Origin of the sequence: Pseudomonas sp. B6002 (genome assembly GCF_013385985.1) — a bacterium.
Taxonomy (GTDB): domain Bacteria; phylum Pseudomonadota; class Gammaproteobacteria; order Pseudomonadales; family Pseudomonadaceae; genus Aquipseudomonas.
In genome coordinates, this window is the sequence record NZ_JACAOY010000005.1 from 18,239 (window position 1) to 38,282 (window position 20,044).

At 63.1% G+C, this 20,044-nt stretch carries 19 protein-coding genes; 11 read left to right on the top strand and 8 right to left on the bottom strand.

Going from position 1 to position 20,044, the window contains the following annotated elements:
- Positions 1 to 49 precede the first annotated feature (49 nt).
- The 4 genes from HX792_RS06405 (at position 50) to HX792_RS06420 (ending at position 4,699) form a co-directional block, all read left to right on the top strand.
- Positions 50 to 982, top strand: a complete 933-nt coding sequence (locus HX792_RS06405) for a 3-keto-5-aminohexanoate cleavage protein (protein WP_071488953.1) — start codon at positions 50 to 52, stop codon at positions 980 to 982.
- Positions 983 to 1,043: 61 nt separating this feature from the next.
- Positions 1,044 to 1,922 carry an SMP-30/gluconolactonase/LRE family protein gene (locus HX792_RS06410; RefSeq protein WP_176995283.1) on the top strand — a complete coding sequence of 293 codons (879 nt, stop codon included), beginning with the start codon at positions 1,044 to 1,046 and terminating at the stop codon, positions 1,920 to 1,922.
- 73 nt (positions 1,923 to 1,995) lie between these two features.
- Positions 1,996 to 3,318 (top strand): MFS transporter, encoded by a 1,323-nt coding sequence (locus HX792_RS06415; RefSeq protein WP_176995284.1) that lies wholly within the window; start codon positions 1,996 to 1,998, stop codon positions 3,316 to 3,318.
- A gap of 55 nt (positions 3,319 to 3,373) precedes the next feature.
- A complete protein-coding gene (locus HX792_RS06420) occupies positions 3,374 to 4,699 on the top strand; it encodes an MFS transporter (protein WP_176995285.1) in 1,326 nt (441 codons plus the stop codon).
- On the opposite strand, the gene HX792_RS06425 is transcribed toward HX792_RS06420, so the two are convergent.
- Positions 4,654 to 4,830, bottom strand: coding sequence for a hypothetical protein (locus HX792_RS06425; RefSeq protein WP_176995286.1), 177 nt, complete (start codon positions 4,828 to 4,830; stop codon positions 4,654 to 4,656). The genes HX792_RS06420 and HX792_RS06425 overlap by 46 nt on opposite strands.
- A gap of 129 nt (positions 4,831 to 4,959) precedes the next feature.
- Here HX792_RS06425 and HX792_RS06430 point away from each other — a divergent pair, with 129 nt between their 5' ends.
- Both HX792_RS06430 and HX792_RS06435 read left to right on the top strand, forming a co-directional pair.
- Positions 4,960 to 5,895 carry a LysR substrate-binding domain-containing protein gene (locus tag HX792_RS06430; protein WP_176995287.1) on the top strand — a complete coding sequence of 312 codons (936 nt, stop codon included), beginning with the start codon at positions 4,960 to 4,962 and terminating at the stop codon, positions 5,893 to 5,895.
- Between the two features lie 127 nt (positions 5,896 to 6,022).
- Positions 6,023 to 6,385 (top strand): 5-carboxymethyl-2-hydroxymuconate Delta-isomerase, encoded by a 363-nt coding sequence (locus HX792_RS06435; protein WP_176995288.1) that lies wholly within the window; start codon positions 6,023 to 6,025, stop codon positions 6,383 to 6,385.
- A gap of 3 nt (positions 6,386 to 6,388) precedes the next feature.
- Here the strand turns inward: HX792_RS06435 and HX792_RS06440 are convergent, their stop codons facing one another.
- The 4 genes from HX792_RS06440 to HX792_RS06455 all read right to left on the bottom strand — a co-directional run bounded on the left by HX792_RS06440 (position 6,389) and on the right by HX792_RS06455 (position 11,954).
- Entirely contained in the window at positions 6,389 to 7,324 is a 936-nt protein-coding gene (locus HX792_RS06440) for a LysR family transcriptional regulator (RefSeq protein ID WP_176995289.1), read from the bottom strand.
- Positions 7,325 to 7,461: 137 nt separating this feature from the next.
- Positions 7,462 to 8,649 (bottom strand): cyanate transporter, encoded by a 1,188-nt coding sequence (locus HX792_RS06445; RefSeq protein ID WP_176995290.1) that lies wholly within the window; start codon positions 8,647 to 8,649, stop codon positions 7,462 to 7,464.
- A gap of 240 nt (positions 8,650 to 8,889) precedes the next feature.
- Entirely contained in the window at positions 8,890 to 10,332 is a 1,443-nt protein-coding gene (locus tag HX792_RS06450; protein WP_176995291.1) for an aldehyde dehydrogenase family protein, read from the bottom strand.
- Complete coding sequence (locus HX792_RS06455) at positions 10,329 to 11,954, bottom strand: 5-guanidino-2-oxopentanoate decarboxylase (protein WP_176995292.1); 1,626 nt, start codon at positions 11,952 to 11,954, stop codon at positions 10,329 to 10,331. The genes HX792_RS06450 and HX792_RS06455 overlap by 4 nt, the downstream gene beginning before the upstream one ends.
- 111 nt (positions 11,955 to 12,065) lie before the next feature.
- On the opposite strand from HX792_RS06455, the gene HX792_RS06460 reads away from it, so the two are divergent.
- Positions 12,066 to 12,938: a LysR substrate-binding domain-containing protein gene (locus HX792_RS06460; protein WP_176995293.1), complete on the top strand. Its 873-nt coding sequence runs from the start codon at positions 12,066 to 12,068 to the stop codon at positions 12,936 to 12,938.
- 237 nt (positions 12,939 to 13,175) lie between these two features.
- Here the strand turns inward: HX792_RS06460 and HX792_RS06465 are convergent, their stop codons facing one another.
- Both HX792_RS06465 and HX792_RS06470 read right to left on the bottom strand, forming a co-directional pair.
- The gene (locus HX792_RS06465) at positions 13,176 to 13,790 is read right to left on the bottom strand and encodes an NAD(P)-dependent oxidoreductase (RefSeq protein WP_176995294.1); all 615 of its coding nucleotides are present in this window, start codon (positions 13,788 to 13,790) and stop codon (positions 13,176 to 13,178) included.
- Positions 13,791 to 13,823: 33 nt separating this feature from the next.
- The gene (locus HX792_RS06470) at positions 13,824 to 14,690 is read right to left on the bottom strand and encodes an MBL fold metallo-hydrolase (RefSeq protein ID WP_176995295.1); all 867 of its coding nucleotides are present in this window, start codon (positions 14,688 to 14,690) and stop codon (positions 13,824 to 13,826) included.
- A 104-nt stretch (positions 14,691 to 14,794) separates the two neighbouring features.
- Between HX792_RS06470 and HX792_RS06475 the strand changes: the two genes are divergently transcribed.
- The gene (locus tag HX792_RS06475) at positions 14,795 to 15,700 is read left to right on the top strand and encodes a LysR family transcriptional regulator (protein ID WP_176995296.1); all 906 of its coding nucleotides are present in this window, start codon (positions 14,795 to 14,797) and stop codon (positions 15,698 to 15,700) included.
- Positions 15,701 to 15,800: 100 nt separating this feature from the next.
- The gene (locus tag HX792_RS06480) at positions 15,801 to 15,980 is read left to right on the top strand and encodes a hypothetical protein (protein ID WP_176995297.1); all 180 of its coding nucleotides are present in this window, start codon (positions 15,801 to 15,803) and stop codon (positions 15,978 to 15,980) included.
- 40 nt (positions 15,981 to 16,020) lie between these two features.
- On the opposite strand, the gene HX792_RS06485 is transcribed toward HX792_RS06480, so the two are convergent.
- Positions 16,021 to 16,911 (bottom strand): helix-turn-helix domain-containing protein, encoded by an 891-nt coding sequence (locus HX792_RS06485; RefSeq protein ID WP_176995298.1) that lies wholly within the window; start codon positions 16,909 to 16,911, stop codon positions 16,021 to 16,023.
- A gap of 188 nt (positions 16,912 to 17,099) precedes the next feature.
- Here HX792_RS06485 and pobA point away from each other — a divergent pair, with 188 nt between their 5' ends.
- The gene (pobA, locus tag HX792_RS06490; protein ID WP_176995404.1) at positions 17,100 to 18,284 is read left to right on the top strand and encodes a 4-hydroxybenzoate 3-monooxygenase; all 1,185 of its coding nucleotides are present in this window, start codon (positions 17,100 to 17,102) and stop codon (positions 18,282 to 18,284) included.
- 75 nt (positions 18,285 to 18,359) lie between these two features.
- Positions 18,360 to 19,877 (top strand): MDR family MFS transporter, encoded by a 1,518-nt coding sequence (locus tag HX792_RS06495; protein WP_176995299.1) that lies wholly within the window; start codon positions 18,360 to 18,362, stop codon positions 19,875 to 19,877.
- Positions 19,878 to 20,044 lie beyond the last annotated feature (167 nt).

The following is a 20,044-nucleotide window of genomic DNA, read 5'->3' on the forward strand; positions in this document are numbered from 1 at the left end:
CGCTGCACCCAGGATTTTTCTTCATAAGAATAAAAGTCGGAGATTCGTCATGCCCAAAAATCGTCCTGTCATCATCACCTGCGCCGTTACCGGTGCGATTCATACGCCGTCGATGTCGCCGCATCTTCCGATCACCGCGCAGGAAATTGCCGACGCCGCCATCGGTGCCGCCGAAGCCGGCGCCGCGATTGTTCACCTGCATGCCCGTGACCCCAACGACGGCCGCCCCAGCCAGGACCCGGCGCTGTTCGCTGAATTCCTGCCGCAGATCAAGGCTGCCAGCGACGTGGTGATCAACATCACCACCGGCGGCGCACCGACCATGGGCGTGGAAGAACGCCTGCAACCGGTGATGCAGTTCAAGCCGGAACTGGCCTCGCTGAACATGGGCTCGATGAACTTCGGCCTTTACGAAATGCTCAACCGCTTCACTGACTTCAAGCACGACTGGGAGCGCCCGTATCTGGAAGAAAGTGACGACCGGATCTTCCGCAACACGTTCCGCGACATCACCCATATCCTCAATTCCTGCGCCGAGAACCGCACCCGTTTCGAGATCGAGTGCTACGACATCGGCCACCTCTACACCGCCGCGCATTTCCTGGAGCGCGGCCTGCTCAAGCCGCCGCTGTTTATCCAATCGGTGTTTGGCCTGCGCGGTGGCATCGGTGGGCACCCGGAAGACCTGGCGCACATGCGGCGCACCGCCGACCGCCTGTTTGGTGACGACTACGTGTGGTCGATCCTCGGTGCCGGGCGTGGGCAAATTCCGCTGGCGACCATGGGCCTGTCCATGGGCAGCAACGCCCGGGTCGGCCTGGAGGATTCGCTGTGGGACGGGCCGGGCAAGCTGGCGGCCTCCAACGCCGACCAGGTACGGCGCATCCGCACCGTGATCGAAGCCCTCGGCCATCGCGTGGCCACGCCGGATGAAGCGCGGGAAATTCTCGGGCTCAAGGGGCGTGACCAAGTCAATTTCTAACCACACGGGGCCGTGGTGAAGCACGGCCTGAATCCCGCACAACAACAATAAGGGGATCACCATGCGTATCGAAGTGCTCGTCGACGTCAAGACCACCCTGGGCGAAGGCCCGGTGTGGGACGTCGAACAACAACGGCTGTACTGGATCGACAGCGCCGACGGCCGGGTCCTGCGCTGTACTGATGACGGACGTGAACTGCGCGCCTGGGACGTGGGCCAGAAAATCGGCTCCATGGCCCTGCGCCACAACGGTGAGTCGGCCATCGTCGCCCTGCAAAACGGCCTGCACACCCTCGACCTCAAGAGCGGTGAACTCAACCCTGTCATCGACCCGGAACCGCACCTGCCGAACAACCGCCTCAACGACGGCAAGGTCGACCGCCAGGGCCGCTTTGTCTTCGGCTCCATGGACACCCTCGAAGACAGCGCCAGTGCCAAGCTCTACCGCCTGGACGCCGACCTGAGCCTACACACCCTGGACGAAGGCATCATCGTGTCCAACGGCCCGTGCTGGAGCCCGTCGGGTGAAACCTTCTACTTCTGCGACACCTGGTCCGGCGAGATCTGGGCCTACGATTACGACCTCGCTACCGGCAATGTGAGCAACCGCCGCACCTTTGCCAAGGTCGACACCTCGGGCGGTGGCGCCGCCGATGGCTGCACCGTCGACGCCGAAGGGTGCCTGTGGCAGGCGTTGGTCTACGCCGGAAAACTGGTGCGCTACACCCCCGACGGGCACGTCGACCGCATCATCCAGATGCCGGTGAAAAAGGTCACCAGCCTGACCTTTGGCGGGCCGAACCTGGACACCCTGTTTGTGACCTCGATGGCCAAGCCGCCGCTGCCGCGTTTCCCGGCAGACGGCCAGCAGCGCGGAGCGCTGTTCGCCATTACCGGGTTGGGCGTGCAAGGAATAGCCGAGCGACGTTTCGCCAGCTAGCGCGTGTGTGTGACAAGGCAAATTCCTTCGCAACCTTGTGTCAGTGCGCGCCCTCGCGCGCCTGGAGAGGCTCATGGCAACTATCAAAAAAGCGTCGCTGCGCAGCATTCACCGGCATTCCTGGGTGTCGCTGCTGGTCTGTTGGATGATCTGGATCCTCAACGCCTATGACCGTGAGATCGTGTTGCGCCTGGGGCCGACCATCTCCAAGCACTTCGATTTGTCCGCCGACCAGTGGGGCACCGTGGCCACGGTGGTCATGCTGGCCCTGGCGTTGCTGGATATCCCCGGCTCCATGTGGAGCGACCGGTATGGTGGCGGCTGGAAACGTGCGCGCTTCCAGGTGCCGCTGGTGCTGGGCTACACCGCGATTTCGTTCCTGTCGGGCTTCAAGGCGCTGAGCGGCAACCTAGCGACCTTTATTGCCCTGCGTGTCGGCGTCAACCTTGGCGCCGGCTGGGGCGAACCAGTGGGCGTGAGCAACACCGCCGAATGGTGGCCGGTGGAGCGTCGCGGTTTTGCCTTGGGCGCACACCACACCGGCTATCCGATCGGGGCGATGCTCAGCGGCATCGTCGCCAGCGTTGTCATCACCGTGTTCGGCGAAGACAACTGGCGCTACGTGTTCTTTTTCGCCTTCGTGGTGGCGCTGCCGCTGATGATCTTCTGGGCGCGCTACTCCACGGCCGAGCGCATCACCGCACTGTATGTCGATATCGCCGCCAAAGGCATGACCCCGCCTGACAACGCACCGCCCAGCGCGGTAAAGGGCGAAGCCTGGCGCACCTTTGTCGCCACCTTGCGCAACCGCAATATCGCGCTGACAGCGGGCAACACCATGCTCACCCAGGTGGTGTACATGGGCGTCAACATCGTGCTGCCGGCCTACCTCTACAACATCGCCGGGCTGTCGCTGGCGGAGTCGGCGGGGATGAGCGTGGTGTTCACCCTCACCGGCATCCTCGGGCAGCTGGTGTGGCCGTCGCTGTCGGACATCATCGGCCGACGCACCACCCTGATCATTTGCGGTTTGTGGATGGCAGCGAGTGTCGGCGCGTTCTACTTCGCCAACACCCTGACGCTGATCATCGTCGTGCAACTGCTGTTCGGCCTGGTGGCCAATGCGGTGTGGCCGATCTACTACGCGGTGGCCTGCGACTCGGCCGAGCCGTCGGCGACCTCCACGGCCAACGGCATCATCACCACCGCGATGTTCATCGGCGGCGGCCTGGCGCCGGTGCTGATGGGCAGCCTGATCGCCATGGGCGGCGGCTGGACCACGCTGCACGGCTACACCGTGTGCTTCTTCGTGATGGCCGGCTGCGCCCTCGGCGGCGCGCTGCTGCAACTGTTTTCCCATCGCCCCCAGGCCATGGCTGTGCAACTCCAACCCTAGAACAACACTGATGCGCTCCCCAGCCTGGCTGGCGGGGCGCCAAGAGGAACTGCCGATGACAACCGCCACCCGGGCCCGCGAACCGCAGGCGCTGAACAAACTGATGTTCGCCAAGCTCATGCCTTTGCTGATCATCGCCTACATCTTGAGCTTCCTGGACCGCACCAACATCGCCCTGGCCAAGCATCACCTGGACGTCGACCTGGGCATTTCCGCCGCGGCGTACGGGCTGGGCGCGGGGCTGTTTTTCCTCACCTATGCGCTGTCGGAAATCCCCAGCAACCTGATCATGCACAAGGTCGGCGCACGCTTCTGGATCGCCCGCATCATGGTGACCTGGGGCCTGATCTCGGCGGCCATGGCCTTTGTGCAGGGCGAAACCTCGTTCTACGTGCTGCGCCTGTTGCTGGGCATCGCCGAGGCCGGTCTGTTTCCGGGCGTCATGCTCTACCTGACGTACTGGTTCAACCGTGAACAACGGGCGCGGGCTACCGGTTATTTCCTGTTGGGCGTGTGCTTTGCCAACATCATCGGCGGCCCGGTGGGCGCAGCCCTGATGCGCATGGACGGGATCATGGGCTGGCATGGCTGGCAGTGGATGTTCCTGCTCGAAGGCCTGCCGGCCGTGGCGTTTGCCTGGGTGGTGTGGTGCAAGTTGCCGGATCGCCCGAGCAAGGCGCCGTGGCTGTCGGCCGAAGAAGCGCGGGGCATCGAGCAACGCATTGCCCAGGAAACCGAAGAGGGCGCAGGCGAGGGCGGGCACTCGCTGAAGAACTGGCTGACCCCACAGATCCTGTTGGCGATCTTTGTGTATTTTTGCCATCAGATCACCATCTACACCGTGATCTTTTTCCTGCCGAGCATCATCAGCAAATACGGGGAACTGAGCACCATGAGCGTCGGCCTGCTGACGTCGCTGCCGTGGATTGCGGCGGCACTGGGCGCCGTGCTGATTCCGCGCTTTGCCACGACGCCCGGTCGTTGCCGGCGGCTGCTGGTGACCGGGCTGCTGACCATGGCGCTGGGGCTGGGCATTGCGTCGGTGTCGGGGCCGGTGTTCAGCCTGCTGGGCTTTTGCCTGTCGGCGGTGATGTTCTTTGTGGTGCAGTCGATCGTGTTTCTGTACCCGGCGTCACGCCTCAAGGGCGTCGCGTTGGCGGGCGGCCTGGGGTTCGTCAACGCCTGCGGGCTGTTGGGCGGGTTTGTCGGGCCGTCGGTGATGGGCGCGATTGAAATGAGCACCGGCAACGCGATGAACGGCTTGAAGGTGATTGCGCTGGTGTTGGTGGTGGCGGCGCTGGCGGCATTGCGCTTGCGCCAGGGGCAGGAGGCGACTCACACCAGCAATGAAGTGGGGAACCCGGAAGCCAGCACCAGGTAAGCCACGATGGCCGCCAGGCACAAGCCGACAAATACCCGCAGCAGTGTCCTGGCGGTGGGGTTCTCGATGAACTTGATGACCCAGAGCAACACCCCGCTAAAGAGGGCGCTCAAGGCAAAAATGACCAGCACGGTGGTGTTCCTGCGACCCTGGAAAGCTGATTTATAGTCCCAAAGCCTGCGGATGAACAGTGCGCACATAGACGCAGGCCCCCGGGCTTTCTAAACTGCGGCTTGTCTTGGGGAAAGGGGCAGGCGCCGATGAATCGCAATGAACTACGCAAGGCCGACATCAACCTGATGGTGGTCTTCGAAGCACTGATGCTGGAGCGCAATGTGACACGCGTGGCCGAGAAGCTGTTTCTCGGCCAACCCACCATCAGTTCGGCCCTCAACCGCCTGCGTACGCTGTTCAACGACCCGCTGTTCATTCGCGTCGGCCATCGCATGGAACCCACCGCGCGTGCCGAAGAGATCATCCAGCACCTGTCGCCGGCCCTGGACTCCCTCTCGTCGGCCTTGAGCCTGACCCACGATTTCGACCCCACCCAAAGCACCATGACGTTCCGCATCGGCCTGTCCGACGACGTCGAGTTCGGCCTGCTGCCGCCGTTGCTGCGGGCCTTGCGCCAGGAAGCACCGCTGGTGGTGTTTGTGGTGCAGCACGTCGACTACTGGCGAATCCCGGACTTGCTGGCCTCGGGCGACATCACCGTCGGCATCACCCAAACGCGCGGCCTGCCGGCCAATGCCAAGCGCAAGTTGCTGCGGCATATCCGCCCCAGTCTGCTGCGCGCCGACGCATCAGACACCCCGCTGACCCTCGACGAATATTGCGCACGCCCCCATGTGCTGGTGTCCCACACCGCCAACGTGTCCGGGTTTGCCGATGAATGGCTGGCCGAGATCGGCCGCAAGCGCCATGTGGTGCTGTCGGTGCCCCAATACAGCGCGCTGCCGGCCCTGCTCGCCGGCACTGACATGATCGCCAGCCTGCCCGACTACACCGCCCAGGCCATGGCGGCCAGCGGCAACCTGTTCTGCGAGCCGTTTCCGTTTGAAACCCCGACCCTGGACCTGTCGATGGTCTGGCTCAGCCACGTGGACACCGACCCGGCGGAACGCTGGATGCGCTCGCGGCTGGAAGCGTTCATGAGCGAGCGCGACCTGCTGCCGGTACTGGCCGCCAAATCCTGAGGCAACCCCTCCAGGCGGGACCGCTCGCGCAGGCGCCTGACCGAAGTTTCACCGACAAAACGGTCCGATTCATTTCGGCCGCGTGTTATATGTATGACTCTTTTCCTACACGTACTCGGAGCTTTTCATGCCGCACCTGCACCTGGAATACACCGCCAACCTGCCAGACCTGGCCGTTGAGAAAACCCTGTTGCGGCTCAACAATGTGTTGATGGCATCCGGGCAGTTCGGTTCCGAGTTCGATATCAAGAGCCGCGCCGTGAAGGTCGAGAGCTTCCAGGTCGGCACCTCCCTGAGTTCCCGTGGCTTTATCGCGGTGAAGCTGTCGCTGCTCAGCGGGCGCTCGCCACAGGTCAAGAAACAGCTCTCCGAAAGCCTGTTGGCGGCGCTGCAAGACCTGGGCGATTGGCCCGAAGGCGTACAGCTGCAACTGAGTGTCGAGCTGCTGGACATTGATCGCGATTCCTACAGCAAAGTCGCCATCGGTTAAGGGTTACAACAACCCCTGTTCCGCGCAGACTTTTACGACTTGCTCGCGAAACCAGGTATTGGCGCTGTCCTGTTCACTGGTTTCGTTCCACTGCATGTCCAGGGTGAACCCTGGTAAGCCGTTGGGTGCTTCGCAATGGCCGAACACGGGCGGTGGCGCCAGCAGCTTTTGCACGCGGCGGGGCAGGGTGACGACGAAGTCGGTGCCGGTGATCATCTTCAGTGCTGCGCCGTAGCTGTTGGCCCGCGCCACCACTTGGCGCTTGTGGGCCTGGCGCGCGAGCCAGCCGTCGATCATGTTGGTGTTGGAGGTCCAGGGCGTCGGGAACACGTGGCGGCGCTCCACAAAGGATTGCAGGCTGAACGCCGGCTCCCGGGGCGCCGAACGTTGGTCGAACACACACACCAAATCATCTTCGAGCAGCATCTGGGTCTTGAAATCTTTGTGGGCGCGGTGAAAGTGCGGGCCAAAGCAGATCACCAGGTCGAGGCGGCCTTCGCGCAGGTCGTCGGCGGGGATGTCGCTTTCCAGCTTTTGCACATTGACGATCACCGGCAGGTCGGCGCGGTCGAAGTTTTTCAGCAGGCGCGGCAGGATCAATTGCTCGAAGTATTCCGGGGCGCACACGTTGAAAGTCACGGCTTTTTGCGTCGGGTCGAAGGCCTGGCCCCCGGCGTGGCAGAGGTTGATGCTTTCGAGGATCTTCTGCACATGGCCATACATGGTGGTGGCCTTGTACGTCGGCCGCATGCCCGCCCGCGTGTTGATAAACAGCTCGTCCTCGAAACTGGTGCGCAGTTTCTTCAAGCTGTAGCTCACGGTGGACTGGCTGACGAACAGCGTTTCGGACACTTCGGTAACGCTGCTCTGGTCGTAGACGGCGATGAACACCATCAAGTCCTGCATATCGAGCTTTCTGAGCAAATTACTGTTTAGCATCCATTCCATCCGGTAAGCCTTGGCACTGTGGCAGCGCGCGACAAGGGCAAAAGCTTAACGGAACGCTCGTACCAATAGAAAGCTCTGTAGGGCGTTTCTATGTTTGGCGTGGGACAAATAATGTTTGCAACACGACGTCAGCGAATATGCCGAGCGTAATGCTGCGGATTGAAGCGAGTGACGATTAGCAACATCACCACCACCACCGCCGTCAGCGACCACCAGGCCCATTCGAAACTGCCCAATTGGTCGCGGATCATTCCGGCGATAAGTGGCGACAGGCCAGCAATCAGGTAGCCGATACCTTGTACAAACGCGGTGAGGCCACCGGCGCGGCGCGGGTTGTCCAGGTGGTCCAGGGACAGGATCAGGCTCATCGGAAACAGGCCGCCGATGCCCAGCCCCAGCAGGCACGGCCACAGCAGGCTCAGGTGTTGTGGGCTGAGAATGAGGCCGCAGAACCCGAGGATGATCAGCACCAACAACACCGCGACCACACCGCGTTTATCCTGGCGACGGTTAGCGATGGCCGGCGTGACCAGGCCGGACACCACTTCCATGGCCGTCAGAAAACCCAGCAGCAAGCCGGCGTTCTGTTCGCTCCAGCCTTGCTCCACGTAGTACGGCGCCAGCCAGGCCAGCACGCAGGTGTAGGACGCCGTGCCCAAGCCAAAAAAGATCGCCAGCAACCATGCGCGGCCATTGCCGAAAAACGATTCCTGAGGCCCGGCCCCGGCCTGGGGCAGCGGCGGCAATACCGCGCGCTGTGCGTACCAGAACACCAGGGCCAACACCGCCAGCACCGCCCAGATCGCCAGGCCGATGCGCCAACTGCCACTCTGCACTTGCACGAACGGTGCAAACGACGCTGCCAGCGCCGCGCCCCCCATGATCGCGGTGACGTACAGGCCCATGAACAGCGAAACGTTGTCGCTGAACCGTGACTTGATCAGCGCCGGCATCACCGCCTGGATCATCGCGATACCCACGCCGGCAGCGATGGCGCTGACGATCAACTCCAGCGCCGAATCGAGGATCAGCCGCGACAGCGTGGCCACGCCAATCACCACCAGCGACACCACGATGCTGCGGTGTTCGCCAAAGCGCTTGGCCAGGCCCATGCCAAAAAACATCGCCAGGCCCATGGCCATGACCGGCAGCATGGTGAGCAGGGCGGCACTGCTGAAACTCAGCGGCACCTCGCCACGAATCGACGACAACAGCGGACCGACGGCGGCCATCGACGGGCGCAGGTTAAGGGCGACCAGCACAACGCTGATCATCAGCCACAGGGCGGTGGTGGGTTTTGCGTGAGCGTTTTCCATGGTCAAGCCTTGAGTGAACAAGGGCGAATCAGGCCATGGGCACGGGAGGCGGGCAAATGAGAAAGTCGCAGGGGCTATCTAAAAATTGCAGACAGGCTGACTGACACAGCATCAATCCTCTGTGGGAACTGGTTTTTTGTGGGAGCTGGCTTGCCTGCGATGGCGATCTGTCAGTTGATGCAGCGTTGATTGACACACCGCTATCGCAGGCAAGCCAGCTCCCACATGGGATGTGTGTTGTTAGATGGATTTAATCACGTGCTTGATTTCCTGGAACGCCGCCAACCCCCACGGCCCCAGCTCGCGGCCGATGCTGCTCTGCTTGTAACCGCCCCACGCCGTCTGCGGGAAGATCACTTGCGGCGCGTTGATCCACACCAGCCCGGCCTGCAAGGCGTTGGCGACGCGCTCGGTGGCTTCAGGGTTGCGGCTGACCACACTGGCCACCAGGCCGAAGTCGCTGTCGTTGGCCAGGGCGATGGCTTCCTCTTCGGTGGCGAAGCGGCGTACACACAGCACCGGGCCAAAGATCTCCTCGTTCCACAACGCGCTGTCCAGCGGCACGTCGGTAAATACCGTCGGCCGAATGAAGAAACCCTTGGCCAGATCGGCCGGCCGTTCACCGCCGCACAGCAACCGCGCGCCATCTTCAATGCCACGCTTGATATGCCCCAGCACTCGCTGGTACTGCGCATGGTTGATCAGCGCGCCCATTTCCACGTCGTCGGCAAACGGGTCGGCCACGCGAATGCCTTCAGCCCGTGCCTGCAAGCGTTGCAGGAATTCACCTGCCAGGCTGTCAGCCACCAACACGCGGCTGGTGGCCGAGCAGATTTGCCCGGCGTTGAAAAAACCACCGCCGCACGCCAGTTCCACCGCCAGGTCGAGGTCGGCGTCGGCCAGCACCAGCAACGAGGATTTGCCGCCCAGTTCCAGGCTCACGCCCTTGATGGTTTCAGCAGCGCGCTGCATCACTTGCACGCCCACCGCGTTGCTGCCGGTGAAGGAAATCTTCGCCACGCGACGGTCTGCTGCCAGGGGCGCGCCCACCGCCAAGCCGGTGCCGCAGACCAGGTTGAACACACCGCTTGGGAAGCCCGCTTCGGCGATAATCCGCGCCAATTCAAGCTCCGCCAGCGGCGTGACTTCCGAGGGTTTGAGCACCACGCAGCAGCCGGCCGCCAGGGCCGGGGCGAGTTTCCAGGCGGTGGTCACCATCGGGAAATTCCACGGCACGATCAGCCCCACCACGCCACACGGCTCACGGCGCAGACGCGCGCTGAAGTCATCGCTGGGCAGTGCCACCGGGCGGTCTTGCCCGGCGTCCATTTCTTCGGCCACACCGGCGTAGTACTCGAAGGTGGCGATCACGTCGTCCACGTCGATACCTGCTTCAAACAGCGGCTTGCCGTTGTTGCTCGACTGCAGCTGCATCAAGTGCTCGCGGCGCTCGCTGACGCCCTGGGCGACCTTGCGCAACAGCGCGCCACGATCACGGCCGGTACTCTTGGACCAGTCACCGAACGCGGCGCTGGCCGCGTCGACCGCCTGTTTTACGGCTGTGGCATCGCCCACGCTGACCTGGGCCAACGTCGCCTCGGTGGCCGGGTTGATCACCTCCAGCACGTCATGTCCGGCACGCCATACACCGTCGATGTACACACCGTTCAACACTGCGCTCATACCGCTACCTCCTTCATCCAAAGCCCCTGGTCGATTTCAATCAGCGTCGGCCCCTGGCGATCGGCCGCGGCACGCAAGGCGGTGCGTAAGTGTTCGCTGCCCTGGATACGTTCGGCGGCGCAGCCCAGTGCCTTGGCCACGCCGATGAAGTCCGGGGTGTAGATGTCCACGCCGACCGGCTCGATGGCGCGGTTGACCATGTACTTCTTGATCTCTTCGTAGCCCTGGTTATTCCACAGCAGCACGATGACTGGCACTCGCGCTTCCACGGCGCTGGCCAGTTCTGGCAGGCTGAATTGCAGGCCGCCGTCGCCGATCAGGCACACCACTGGCTGCCCGTCGCCACGCCCCAGCCAGGCGCCGATGGCGGCCGGCAAGGCGTAGCCCAACGTGCCGTAGCCGGTGGAGGAATTGAACCAGCGGCGCGGGTGGTCGAGGTTGAGTGTGAGGTTGCCGCTGTATACCGGCTGGGTGGAGTCGCCCACCAGCACGGCGTCGGGCAGTTCGTCCAGGACGGTGGTGAGGAACAGGGTTTGCGCGCGGGTGGCGGCGTCCCAGGTGGGCGCCAAATCGGCCCACAGGCGGGCAACGCGTTCGGCGCCCCACGCTGGGTTGCGCGCAGGCAGGGGCTTGCTGCTCAGTTCTGCCAGCAAGGCCTCGGCGGCGATCTGTGCATCGGCCACCAGTGCCACTTGCGGTGGGTAGTTGCGCACGGTCTGGTCGGCATCGATGTCGACGCGCAGCAAGGCGCCGGGAATCTCGAAGCCTCCAGCGAAGGTCACGTCGTAGTCGGTCTCGGCCAGTTCCGTGCCGATGGCCAGCACCACATCCGCGTCGGCCACCAGTGCGCGGGTGGCGACCAGCGTTTGCGTCGAGCCGATCAACAGCGGGTGGCTGGCGGGCAGCATGCCTTTGGCGTTGATGGTCAGGGCCACCGGGGCGCCAAGGGTTTCGGCCAGGCGGGTCAGTTCCGGGGCGGCGTCGATGGCGCCGCCACCGGCCAGGATCAACGGGCGCTTGGCGGCCGCCAGCAGTTGAGCCATCTGCTTCACCGCCGACGGCGCCGCACCGGCACGGGCCACGCTGACCGGCTCGCTGCCGAGCAAGGCGTCGGCGTTTTCCACCAGCACATCCAGCGGGATCTCGATATGCACCGGGCGCGGGCGACCGGCCTGGAACAGGGCAAATGCACGGGCCAGTACACCGGGCAGTTCCGCCGCCGACATCAAGGTGTGGGAGAACGCGGCCACGCCGGCCATCATCGTGCTTTGGTTCGGCAGTTCGTGCAGCTTGCCGCGCCCGCCGCCCAATTGGCTGCGTGACTGCACGCTGGAAATCACCAGCATCGGGATCGAGTCGGCATAGGCCTGGCCCATGGCCGTGGTGATGTTGGTCATGCCGGGGCCGGTAATGATGAAGCACACACCCGGCTTGCCGCTGGTGCGCGCATAGCCGTCAGCCATAAAGCCGGCGCCCTGTTCGTGGCGCGGGGTGACGTGACGGATGCTGGAGCGGGCCAGGCCGCGATACAGCTCCACGGTGTGTACGCCGGGGATGCCGAACACCTGGTCCACGCCGTAGCCTTCCAGGAGGTGGACCAATACTTCGCCGCAGGTCGCCATACATGTCGCTCTTGTTATGGATTCGAGGCGGTATTGGACCGGCTGGCCCGTAGCGGCAACAATCGATAAAAAGTCATACTAGCCATGTCCTCACGTCATGGCTGCGCCCCTATGAAACGCCTTCCCCCGTTGCCCGCGCTGCACACCTTCTGGGTCACGGCCCAGTGCTGCAATTTCACCCGCGCGGCCGAGCAACTGCACATCACCCAGGGCGCGGTGAGCCGGCAGATTGCCGGGCTGGAAAGCCATTTGGGCTACGCCTTGTTCCAGCGCCAGGCGCGGGGGTTGAGCCTGACCGAGGAAGGCCGCGAATGGTCGCTGCGGGCCCAGCAAGTGTTTGGTCTGATCGGCGAGGCGGTGGAGCAGATCGGCGGCCGCCGCGAGACCCTGCAACTCAAAGCGTCCACCTGCGTGATGCGTTGGCTGTTGCCACGCTTGATGCAGTGGCAGCACGAGCGCCCCGACGTGCCCGTGGAACTCACCACCACCGTGGCCTACACCGTGGACTTTCGCCGCGAGCAATTCGATGCGGCGGTGATCTATGCGCCCATCGCCGAGCAATCGGCCCAGGCGCGGCACTTGTTCGACGAACAACTCACGCCCGTCTGCGCACCGGCCTTGCTCGGCGGGTTGCGCACGCCTGGGGACCTGCAGCAACAGGTACTGCTGCACCCTACGCGGGATGAACGGGACTGGGCATTGTGGCTCAAGGCGGCGAATACCCATTTGAGCAACCTGGCCCAGGGGCATCATTTCGAAACACTGGATTTGGCGATGACGGTGGCGTCACAAGGCTCGGGCGTGGCGATCGGCGACAGCGCGTTGATCGGTGAGGATTTGAAGGCGGGGCGGCTGGCAATGCCGTTCGAGCTGCAAGTGCCAACGGGGATGGGGTACTACCTGGTGTATCCCTCGGGGAGTGAGCCTTCACCCGGGCTGGAGGCGCTTATGAATTGGCTGGTGAGCCAGGCACAACAGTCGTAACGCCGATAGCCAACTGTAGGAGCCGGCTTGCCGGCGATAGCGGTGGCTCAGCCAGCCCATCAATCACTGACACACCGCCATCGCAGGCAAGCCAGCTCCCACAGGTTTAATCGAGGTGGGTCAATTGGCTGGTCATGAACGCCAAACCCCTCTTGTAGGAGCCCGGCTTGCCGGCGATAGCGATCTTGAAGACGCCATCGCCGGCAAGCCGGGCTCCTACAAGGGGAGGGCGCTGGATCAGTAGCCGACAGTAAAGCGTTGGCGCGAATGCTTCGGCGTTTCCACTTCGTCGATCAGGGCGATGGCGTAGTCGGCGAAGCTGATCCAACTGCGGCCTTCGCTGCTCACCAGCAGGTCATCCTGGCCCAGGCGGAAGGTGCCGGTGCGCTCGGTTTCTACGAACTCCGCCGACGGCGACAGGAAGGTCCAGTCCAGGTCTTTTTCCTGGCGCAGCACGCCAAGAAACTCAGCGCCCGCGCTGGCTTCCGCTTTGTACTCGGCCGGGAAGCCCGGGCTGTCGATCACGCGGCCACCGCCTGGCAGCAGCAGCGAACCCGCACCGCCCACCACCAGCAGGCGCTTCACGCCAGCCTTTTTCACCGGGCCGATCACGGCGCTGGCGGGCAGGGTGGCGAAGTGCGCGGCGCTGATCACCACGTCGCTGCCGCTGACAGCCTGTTGCAGGGCCGCGGCGTCCAGCGTGTCGACTTGCTTCACGGTGACGCCAGGGCGCACGGCGATCTTGTCGGTGTTACGCGCAATGGCCGTAACGCTATGCCCGCGACGCAGGGCTTCTTCCAGCAATTGGCTACCGGCACGGCCGGTGGCACCAATGATTGCAATCTTGCTCATGACGTTCTCCAGTTCGTTAGGGTTTAAAACCATTCACCACTTCATTTCGCCCTTGGCGACTTTGGCACCCAGTTCCAGGCTGCCTTCGTCGGCGAGGTTCGGGTAACGCTTTTTCATGGCCGCGATCAGGGCCGCAGAGTCCTTGGCCTTGGCGGTCTCGATATCGAACGCCTTGATGTAGTCGGCGGTAAACGCCACGGACTTCACGGTGGGTGTGCCCAGGTAGTGACCTGGAATCACCGTGCGGGGTTTCAAGGCTTCAATGCGCTTGAGGGTGGTCAACCAGTCGGCATGGGATTGGGCAGTCTGGGTGTCGGCCATCCACACGTGGGTGTTTTCAAACACCACCACGCCACCGACCACGGCCTTGATCGAGGGGATCCACACAAAGGTGCGGTCCGGTTGCGGGCCGTCCAGGCCGACCACTTCCAGCGCCTGGCCTTCAAGCGTCAGGGTGTGGCCTTGCAGCACCTGCGGGATGACCAGCTTCGCGGGTTTGTCGGCCCCCAGTTTCGGGCCCCAGAACGCGAGTTTCTGCTCGGCGGTCGCCTTGATGTGGTCGACCACCGGCTGCGACGCCAGCACCTTGGCGTCGGGGAACGCGGTGGTCAGCACGTCGAGGCCGAAGTAGTAGTCCGGGTCGCCGTCGCTGACGTAGATGGTGGTCAGGTGCTTGCCGCTGGCGCGGATCTTCTGCACCAGGTCTTGCGCCTGGCCATTGCCGAACTGCGCATTCACCAGGATCACGTCGTGCTCGCCACTGACCAGCACCGAACTCACCGGCATCATCGCCGAGGTGCCCGGGTTGTAGGCATCCAGCGTCAGGTCGGCGGCAGCGGCGTGGGCGGCAAAGGCCAGGGCGGCCATCGCGGTGGCCAACCGTTTGAAGGTCGAGATCATGTGCAGCTCCAGCGAGGGATAAGTGATGCACAGAGCTTAGTTGCACTAAACGTCACAAAAAATGCCATGCTTGAACATAGTTTGTTTCTAAAATCGGGCAAATCATGGACCGTCTTCAAGCAATGCGAGTGTTTGTCAGCGTAGTCGACCTGGGCAGCCAATCGGCAGCGGCCGACCATCTGGACCTGTCGCGGCCGGTGGTGTCGCGTTACCTGGCCGAACTGGAAGACTGGGTGGGCGCACGCCTGATGCACCGCACCACGCGCAAGCTGAGCCTCACCACGGCCGGCAGTGAAATGCTGCCCCGCTGCCGGCAGATGCTGGAGTTGTGCAACGACATGCAGGCCGCCGTCACCGAGCCCGATGAAGCCCCACGCGGCCAGTTGCGCTTGAGTGTCAGCAGTTCGTTCGGCCAGGCGCAGTTGGCCGATGCGGTGGCCGAGTACGTCAAGCGCTACCCGCTGGTGAGCATCGACATGCAGATGCTCGACCGCACGGTGAACCTGGTGGATGAGCGCATCGACCTGGCCATCCGCACCAGTTTTGAACTGGACCCCAACCTGATCGCCCGCAAGCTCACCCTGTGTCGTTCGGTGATCTGCGCGTCGCCCGCTTACCTGCTGGAGCACCCGCAACCCCGGCAGGTGCGTGACCTGGCAGGGCACAATTGCCTGACCCATTCCTACTTTGGCAAAAGCCTCTGGCATTTCACCGAGAACGGCGAGCCGGTATCCGTGGCGGTGCAGGGCACGATCAGCGCCAATGAGGCCACGACGTTGCTACGCGTGACCTTGGCGGGGGCGGGGGTGTCACGGTTGCCGAGCTATCAGGCCGGGGATTACATCCGCAGGGGCGAGTTGATCCGCTTGTTGCCCGACGCCGAGCCGCAGCAGATGAACATCTACGCGGTGTACGCCTCGCGCAAACACATGCCCCAGGCGCTGCGCAGCCTGCTGGATTTCCTGGTGGTGAGGTTTCCGGAGGAGCCTGCGTGGGACGTAGGCCTCTAGGGCGACATAAACCGGTTGAATAGCGTCCAATAATGGCAACTCGCCCCGGCTGACCTATGCTTTAAACAGCACTGTTCATACCTGTGCTGAGGTCTGTGCCATGACTCTAAAAATCAGAAAGTACCTGATGATTTTCATCCTGTGCGCCCTGGCGACTGCGCTGTATGGCACCGCCGCCTACCGGGTAGAGCAAACGCGGATGCAGCCGCCGAGCTTTGCGATCAGCTGCCATCAGGACCAATGCGTTCCCCATACCGGCAGCTTCAGCGCGTTGCGCTGACCCGGTGTAGGACACACCGCTATCGCCGGCAAGCCGGCTGCTACAGTGTGGGGCTGGTGTCGGCCTTGAGCTGTTCGCGAAAGGCCTTGGGCGAGAACCCGACCCGTCGGCGGAACAGCCGTGAGAAGTTGGTCGGGTCGGAAAACCCCAGCACTTCCGACATCTCGTTGATGGTCATGCTGGTGTAGGTCAGCAGGCGCTTGGCTTCCAGCAACTGGCGGTCATGCATGATCTGCAGCGCAGGCTGCCCTCCCAATTCCCGACACGTACCGTTGAGGTGTGAGACCGAGATGCCCAGCTTGTGGGCCAGGTCTTCGATCTTCGGGTGTTCGCGGTAATGCTGCTCGACCAACTGGGTAAAGCGCCGAAAGTACTCACGGCCGCGTGGCGTACGCGGGTGGCGGCGCTGGATGGCCTGGCGGCTGATCCACACCAGCAGCACGCTGACCAGGGCGTGCATCATCATGTCCCGCGCCGGTTGCTCATCGGCGTATTCATCCTGCAAGCGCGCGAACTGCGCGTTGAGGTAGTCACTGTCTTTACCGGCGGGGTAATTGCCCAAGGCCTGCAAGCCGTCGACCGTCGCCCCCAGTTGCGCCTGCAGGTGGCTCACCAGCGGCGCGGCCAGCGTCACCACGTAGCCTTCGACATCCTCGGAAAAACGAAAGCCATGCACACACAACGGCGGCAGCACCTGCAACGTGGCTTCGTTGAGCGTCGTGCGCTGGCCTTCGATTTCCAGCTGCGCCTGGCCCTTGTGGACGTACAACAACTGGCACAGATCCGCGTGCCGGTGGGGCTGGATTTCCCACTGGTATTCCCGACTCCGCCGGGAGATGGTTTCACAGTGCAACAAATCCGGCGTTGGCCATTGCTGGCTTTCCCCGTATAGCTTGAAGACCGGAATCGCGGAACTGGCAGTTTTGGTCATGGTTTCAATCCGATACTCAGGATAGTGGTGCGGTAATCGCCCCGATTGGCAAAAAGCGCAGGCTTTGTCTCAGTTTTCACCTTCTTATGCCGGCCACTCAAGTGAAAAATGCCAGCAACCAGATCAATGACAACTCTTTCACCCGATCCGTTCGGTGAAGCTTGCGGGCCATAAAAATAATGAAAACGCTGAAAACCCAAGTCGCCATTATTGGCGCCGGTCCTTCGGGATTGCTGCTCGGCCAACTGCTGCACAACGCCGGTATCCAAACCCTTATTCTTGAGCGTCAGCGCGCCGATTATGTGAAAGGTCGCATCCGTGCCGGGGTGCTGGAACAAGGCATGGTCGACCTGTTGCGCGAGGCGGGCGTGAGCCAGCGCATGGACGCCGAAGGCCTGGTGCATGACGGCTTTGAACTGGCGCTCAATGGCAGGCTCACTCACATCGACCTCAAGACTTTGACCGGTGGCCAGTCGGTAATGGTCTACGGCCAGACCGAAGTCACCCGTGACCTGATGGCCGCCCGCGAAGCCGCTGGCGCCAGCACCCTGTATGAAGCGCACAACGTGCAGCCCCACGACCTCAACACGGATCGCCCCTGGCTGACCTTCGAGCACGAGGGCGAGGTGTACCGACTGGAGTGCGACTACATCGCCGGATGCGACGGCTTCCATGGCGTGGCGCGCCAGTCGATTCCTGCCGAATCGCTGGAGGTGTTCGAGCGGGTCTATCCCTTCGGCTGGCTGGGCATCCTGGCCGATACGCCGCCCGTGCACCCCGAACTGGTCTACGCCAAGCACTCCCGTGGCTTTGCCTTGTGCAGCATGCGTTCGCCGACGCGCAGCCGGTATTACCTGCAAGTGCCGGTGGAAGAGCCCCTGGATGAGTGGTCGGATGAGCGCTTCTGGGAGGAACTGAAAACCCGTCTGCCCGGCGAGCTGGCGCAGCGGTTGGTCACGGGGCCATCAATCGAGAAAAGCATCGCGCCGCTGCGCAGCTTTGTGGTGGAACCGATGCAGTACGGGCGCCTGTTCCTGCTTGGCGATGCGGCGCACATCGTGCCACCCACCGGCGCCAAGGGCTTGAACCTGGCGGCCAGTGATGTGAGCACGCTGTATCGGATCCTGCTCAAGGTGTACCGCGAAGGGCGGGTGGACCTGCTGGAAAAGTACTCCGCCATCTGCCTGCGCCGCGTGTGGAAGGCCGAGCGGTTCTCCTGGTGGATGACCTCGATGCTGCATCAATTCCCGCAAGCGGACGGCTTCAGCCAGCGCATCGCCGAGAGCGAGCTTGAGTACTTCATCCACTCGGAAGCGGGTCGCAAAACCATTGCAGAAAATTACGTCGGACTTCCTTACGAGGCTATCGAATAGCCTGCTATCGAGTAAGATGTTGAGCATTCCCGCGGGCCCTTCCTTACCCGTGGGTCCTGCTCGAAAGGTTCTGCCGTGACCAACCTGAATCAGCCCGCCCAACCCGTTCCCGCCGTACGCAGTGTGCTGGCCGCCTTGATGATGGCGATCTTCCTCGGCGCCCTGGACCAGACCATCGTCGCCGTTTCCATGCCGGCCATCTCGGCGCAATTTCACGATGTAAACCTGCTGGCCTGGGTGATCTCCGGCTACATGGTGGCGATGACGGTGGCGGTGCCGATCTACGGCAAGCTCGGCGACCTTTACGGGCGCCGGCCGATGATGCTGATCGGCATGGGGCTGTTCACAGTGGCATCGCTGTTCTGCGGCATGGCGCAAAGCATGGAACAACTGGTGCTGGCGCGGATCCTCCAAGGCATCGGTGCCGGCGGGATGATCTCGGTGAGCCAGGCGATCATCGGCGACATCATCCCGCCCCGCGAACGCGGGCGCTACCAGGGCTATTTCAGCAGCATGTACGCCGTGGCCAGCGTGGCCGGGCCGGTATTGGGCGGCTACATGACCGAGTACCTGTCCTGGCGCTGGGTGTTCCTGATCAACCTGCCGCTGGGCGCCGGTGCCTGGTACGTGGCCCATCGCACCCTGGTGGGTCTGCCGGTGCCGCAGCGCAAGCCGATTATCGACTACCTCGGCACGGTGTTGATGATCATCGGCTTGACCGCCTTGCTGCTGGGCATCACCGAAATCGGCCAGGGCCATCACTGGCGCGACGACCAGGTGCTGGGCCTGCTGGCGTGTGCGTTGGTGGCGCTGAGCGTGTTTGTCTGGCACGAACGCCGCGCGCGGGAACCGCTGTTGCCGATGCACCTGTTCGCCAACCGCAGTGCGGTGCTGTGCTGGTGCACGATTTTCTTCACCAGCTTCCAGGCGATTTCCCTGACGGTGTTGATGCCGCTGCGCTACCAGACGGTGACCGGTTCCGGCGCCGACAGCGCGGCGTTGCACCTGTTGCCGTTGGCGATGGGCTTGCCCATGGGCGCCTATTTCGCTGGGCGCATGACTTCAGTAACCGGGCGCTATAAGCCGATGATCCTGAGTGGCGCGCTGTTGAGCCCGTTTGCGATCCTCGGCATGGCCTACAGCGCGCCCCAGGCGGTGGGGATGACGGCGGTGTTTATGCTGCTGTGCGGGATTGCGGCGGGGATGCAGTTTCCGACGTCGTTGGTGGGGACGCAGAATTCGGTTGAACAGCGGGATATTGGTGTGGCGACCAGTACGACCAACCTGTTCCGTTCGCTGGGCGGGGCGGTGGGGGTGGCGTGCATGTCGGCGCTGTTGCTGGCGTTGTTGCAGGATTCGAGTTTTGCGCACTTGGCCAGTGGGGCGTTGGGGGCTGAGGGCGGTTCGGGGAATGTTTTGCTGGATGGGCTGAACGCGGCGCCGGGGCCGGCGCAGGATGCGTTGCGTGGGGAGTTGGCGGTGACGTTTCGGCATTTGTTGATGGTGAGTGCGGGGGTTTCTTTGCTTGGGTTGATGGCGGCTCTGGCTATGCCTAATCGGGTGTTGCGGGGGCGGGAGGATAAGGCGCGGTGAGGTTTGGTGGGGTGTGGTGGGTATATCCGTTGCTGCGGTAACGGCTACTTAGGGTTCCGCTCTTACAGCGGCTCACTTTTGGAAAGGCCCAAAAGTAAGCAAAAGGCCTTCGCCCCAACACTCGGTGCCTCGCCTAGGCTCGGCATGCCCGAACGCAGGCTTGAATC

What these genes read in the sequence shown, in the direction of transcription:
- HX792_RS06455 (WP_176995292.1), bottom strand. Translation starts at nt 11,954, where the DNA reads ATGGCGACCTGCGGCGAAGTATTGGTCCACCTCCTGGAAGGCTACGGC.
- HX792_RS06405 (WP_071488953.1), top strand. Translation starts at nt 50, where the DNA reads ATGCCCAAAAATCGTCCTGTCATCATCACCTGCGCCGTTACCGGTGCG.
- HX792_RS06470 (WP_176995295.1), bottom strand. Translation starts at nt 14,690, where the DNA reads ATGATCTCGACCTTCAAACGGTTGGCCACCGCGATGGCCGCCCTGGCC.
- HX792_RS06430 (WP_176995287.1), top strand. Translation starts at nt 4,960, where the DNA reads ATGAATCGCAATGAACTACGCAAGGCCGACATCAACCTGATGGTGGTC.
- HX792_RS06450 (WP_176995291.1), bottom strand. Translation starts at nt 10,332, where the DNA reads ATGAGCGCAGTGTTGAACGGTGTGTACATCGACGGTGTATGGCGTGCC.
- HX792_RS06445 (WP_176995290.1), bottom strand. Translation starts at nt 8,649, where the DNA reads ATGGAAAACGCTCACGCAAAACCCACCACCGCCCTGTGGCTGATGATC.
- HX792_RS06440 (WP_176995289.1), bottom strand. Translation starts at nt 7,324, where the DNA reads ATGCTAAACAGTAATTTGCTCAGAAAGCTCGATATGCAGGACTTGATG.
- HX792_RS06480 (WP_176995297.1), top strand. Translation starts at nt 15,801, where the DNA reads ATGACTCTAAAAATCAGAAAGTACCTGATGATTTTCATCCTGTGCGCC.
- HX792_RS06475 (WP_176995296.1), top strand. Translation starts at nt 14,795, where the DNA reads ATGGACCGTCTTCAAGCAATGCGAGTGTTTGTCAGCGTAGTCGACCTG.
- HX792_RS06465 (WP_176995294.1), bottom strand. Translation starts at nt 13,790, where the DNA reads ATGAGCAAGATTGCAATCATTGGTGCCACCGGCCGTGCCGGTAGCCAA.
- HX792_RS06460 (WP_176995293.1), top strand. Translation starts at nt 12,066, where the DNA reads ATGAAACGCCTTCCCCCGTTGCCCGCGCTGCACACCTTCTGGGTCACG.
- HX792_RS06410 (WP_176995283.1), top strand. Translation starts at nt 1,044, where the DNA reads ATGCGTATCGAAGTGCTCGTCGACGTCAAGACCACCCTGGGCGAAGGC.
- HX792_RS06435 (WP_176995288.1), top strand. Translation starts at nt 6,023, where the DNA reads ATGCCGCACCTGCACCTGGAATACACCGCCAACCTGCCAGACCTGGCC.
- HX792_RS06485 (WP_176995298.1), bottom strand. Translation starts at nt 16,911, where the DNA reads ATGACCAAAACTGCCAGTTCCGCGATTCCGGTCTTCAAGCTATACGGG.
- HX792_RS06420 (WP_176995285.1), top strand. Translation starts at nt 3,374, where the DNA reads ATGACAACCGCCACCCGGGCCCGCGAACCGCAGGCGCTGAACAAACTG.
- HX792_RS06415 (WP_176995284.1), top strand. Translation starts at nt 1,996, where the DNA reads ATGGCAACTATCAAAAAAGCGTCGCTGCGCAGCATTCACCGGCATTCC.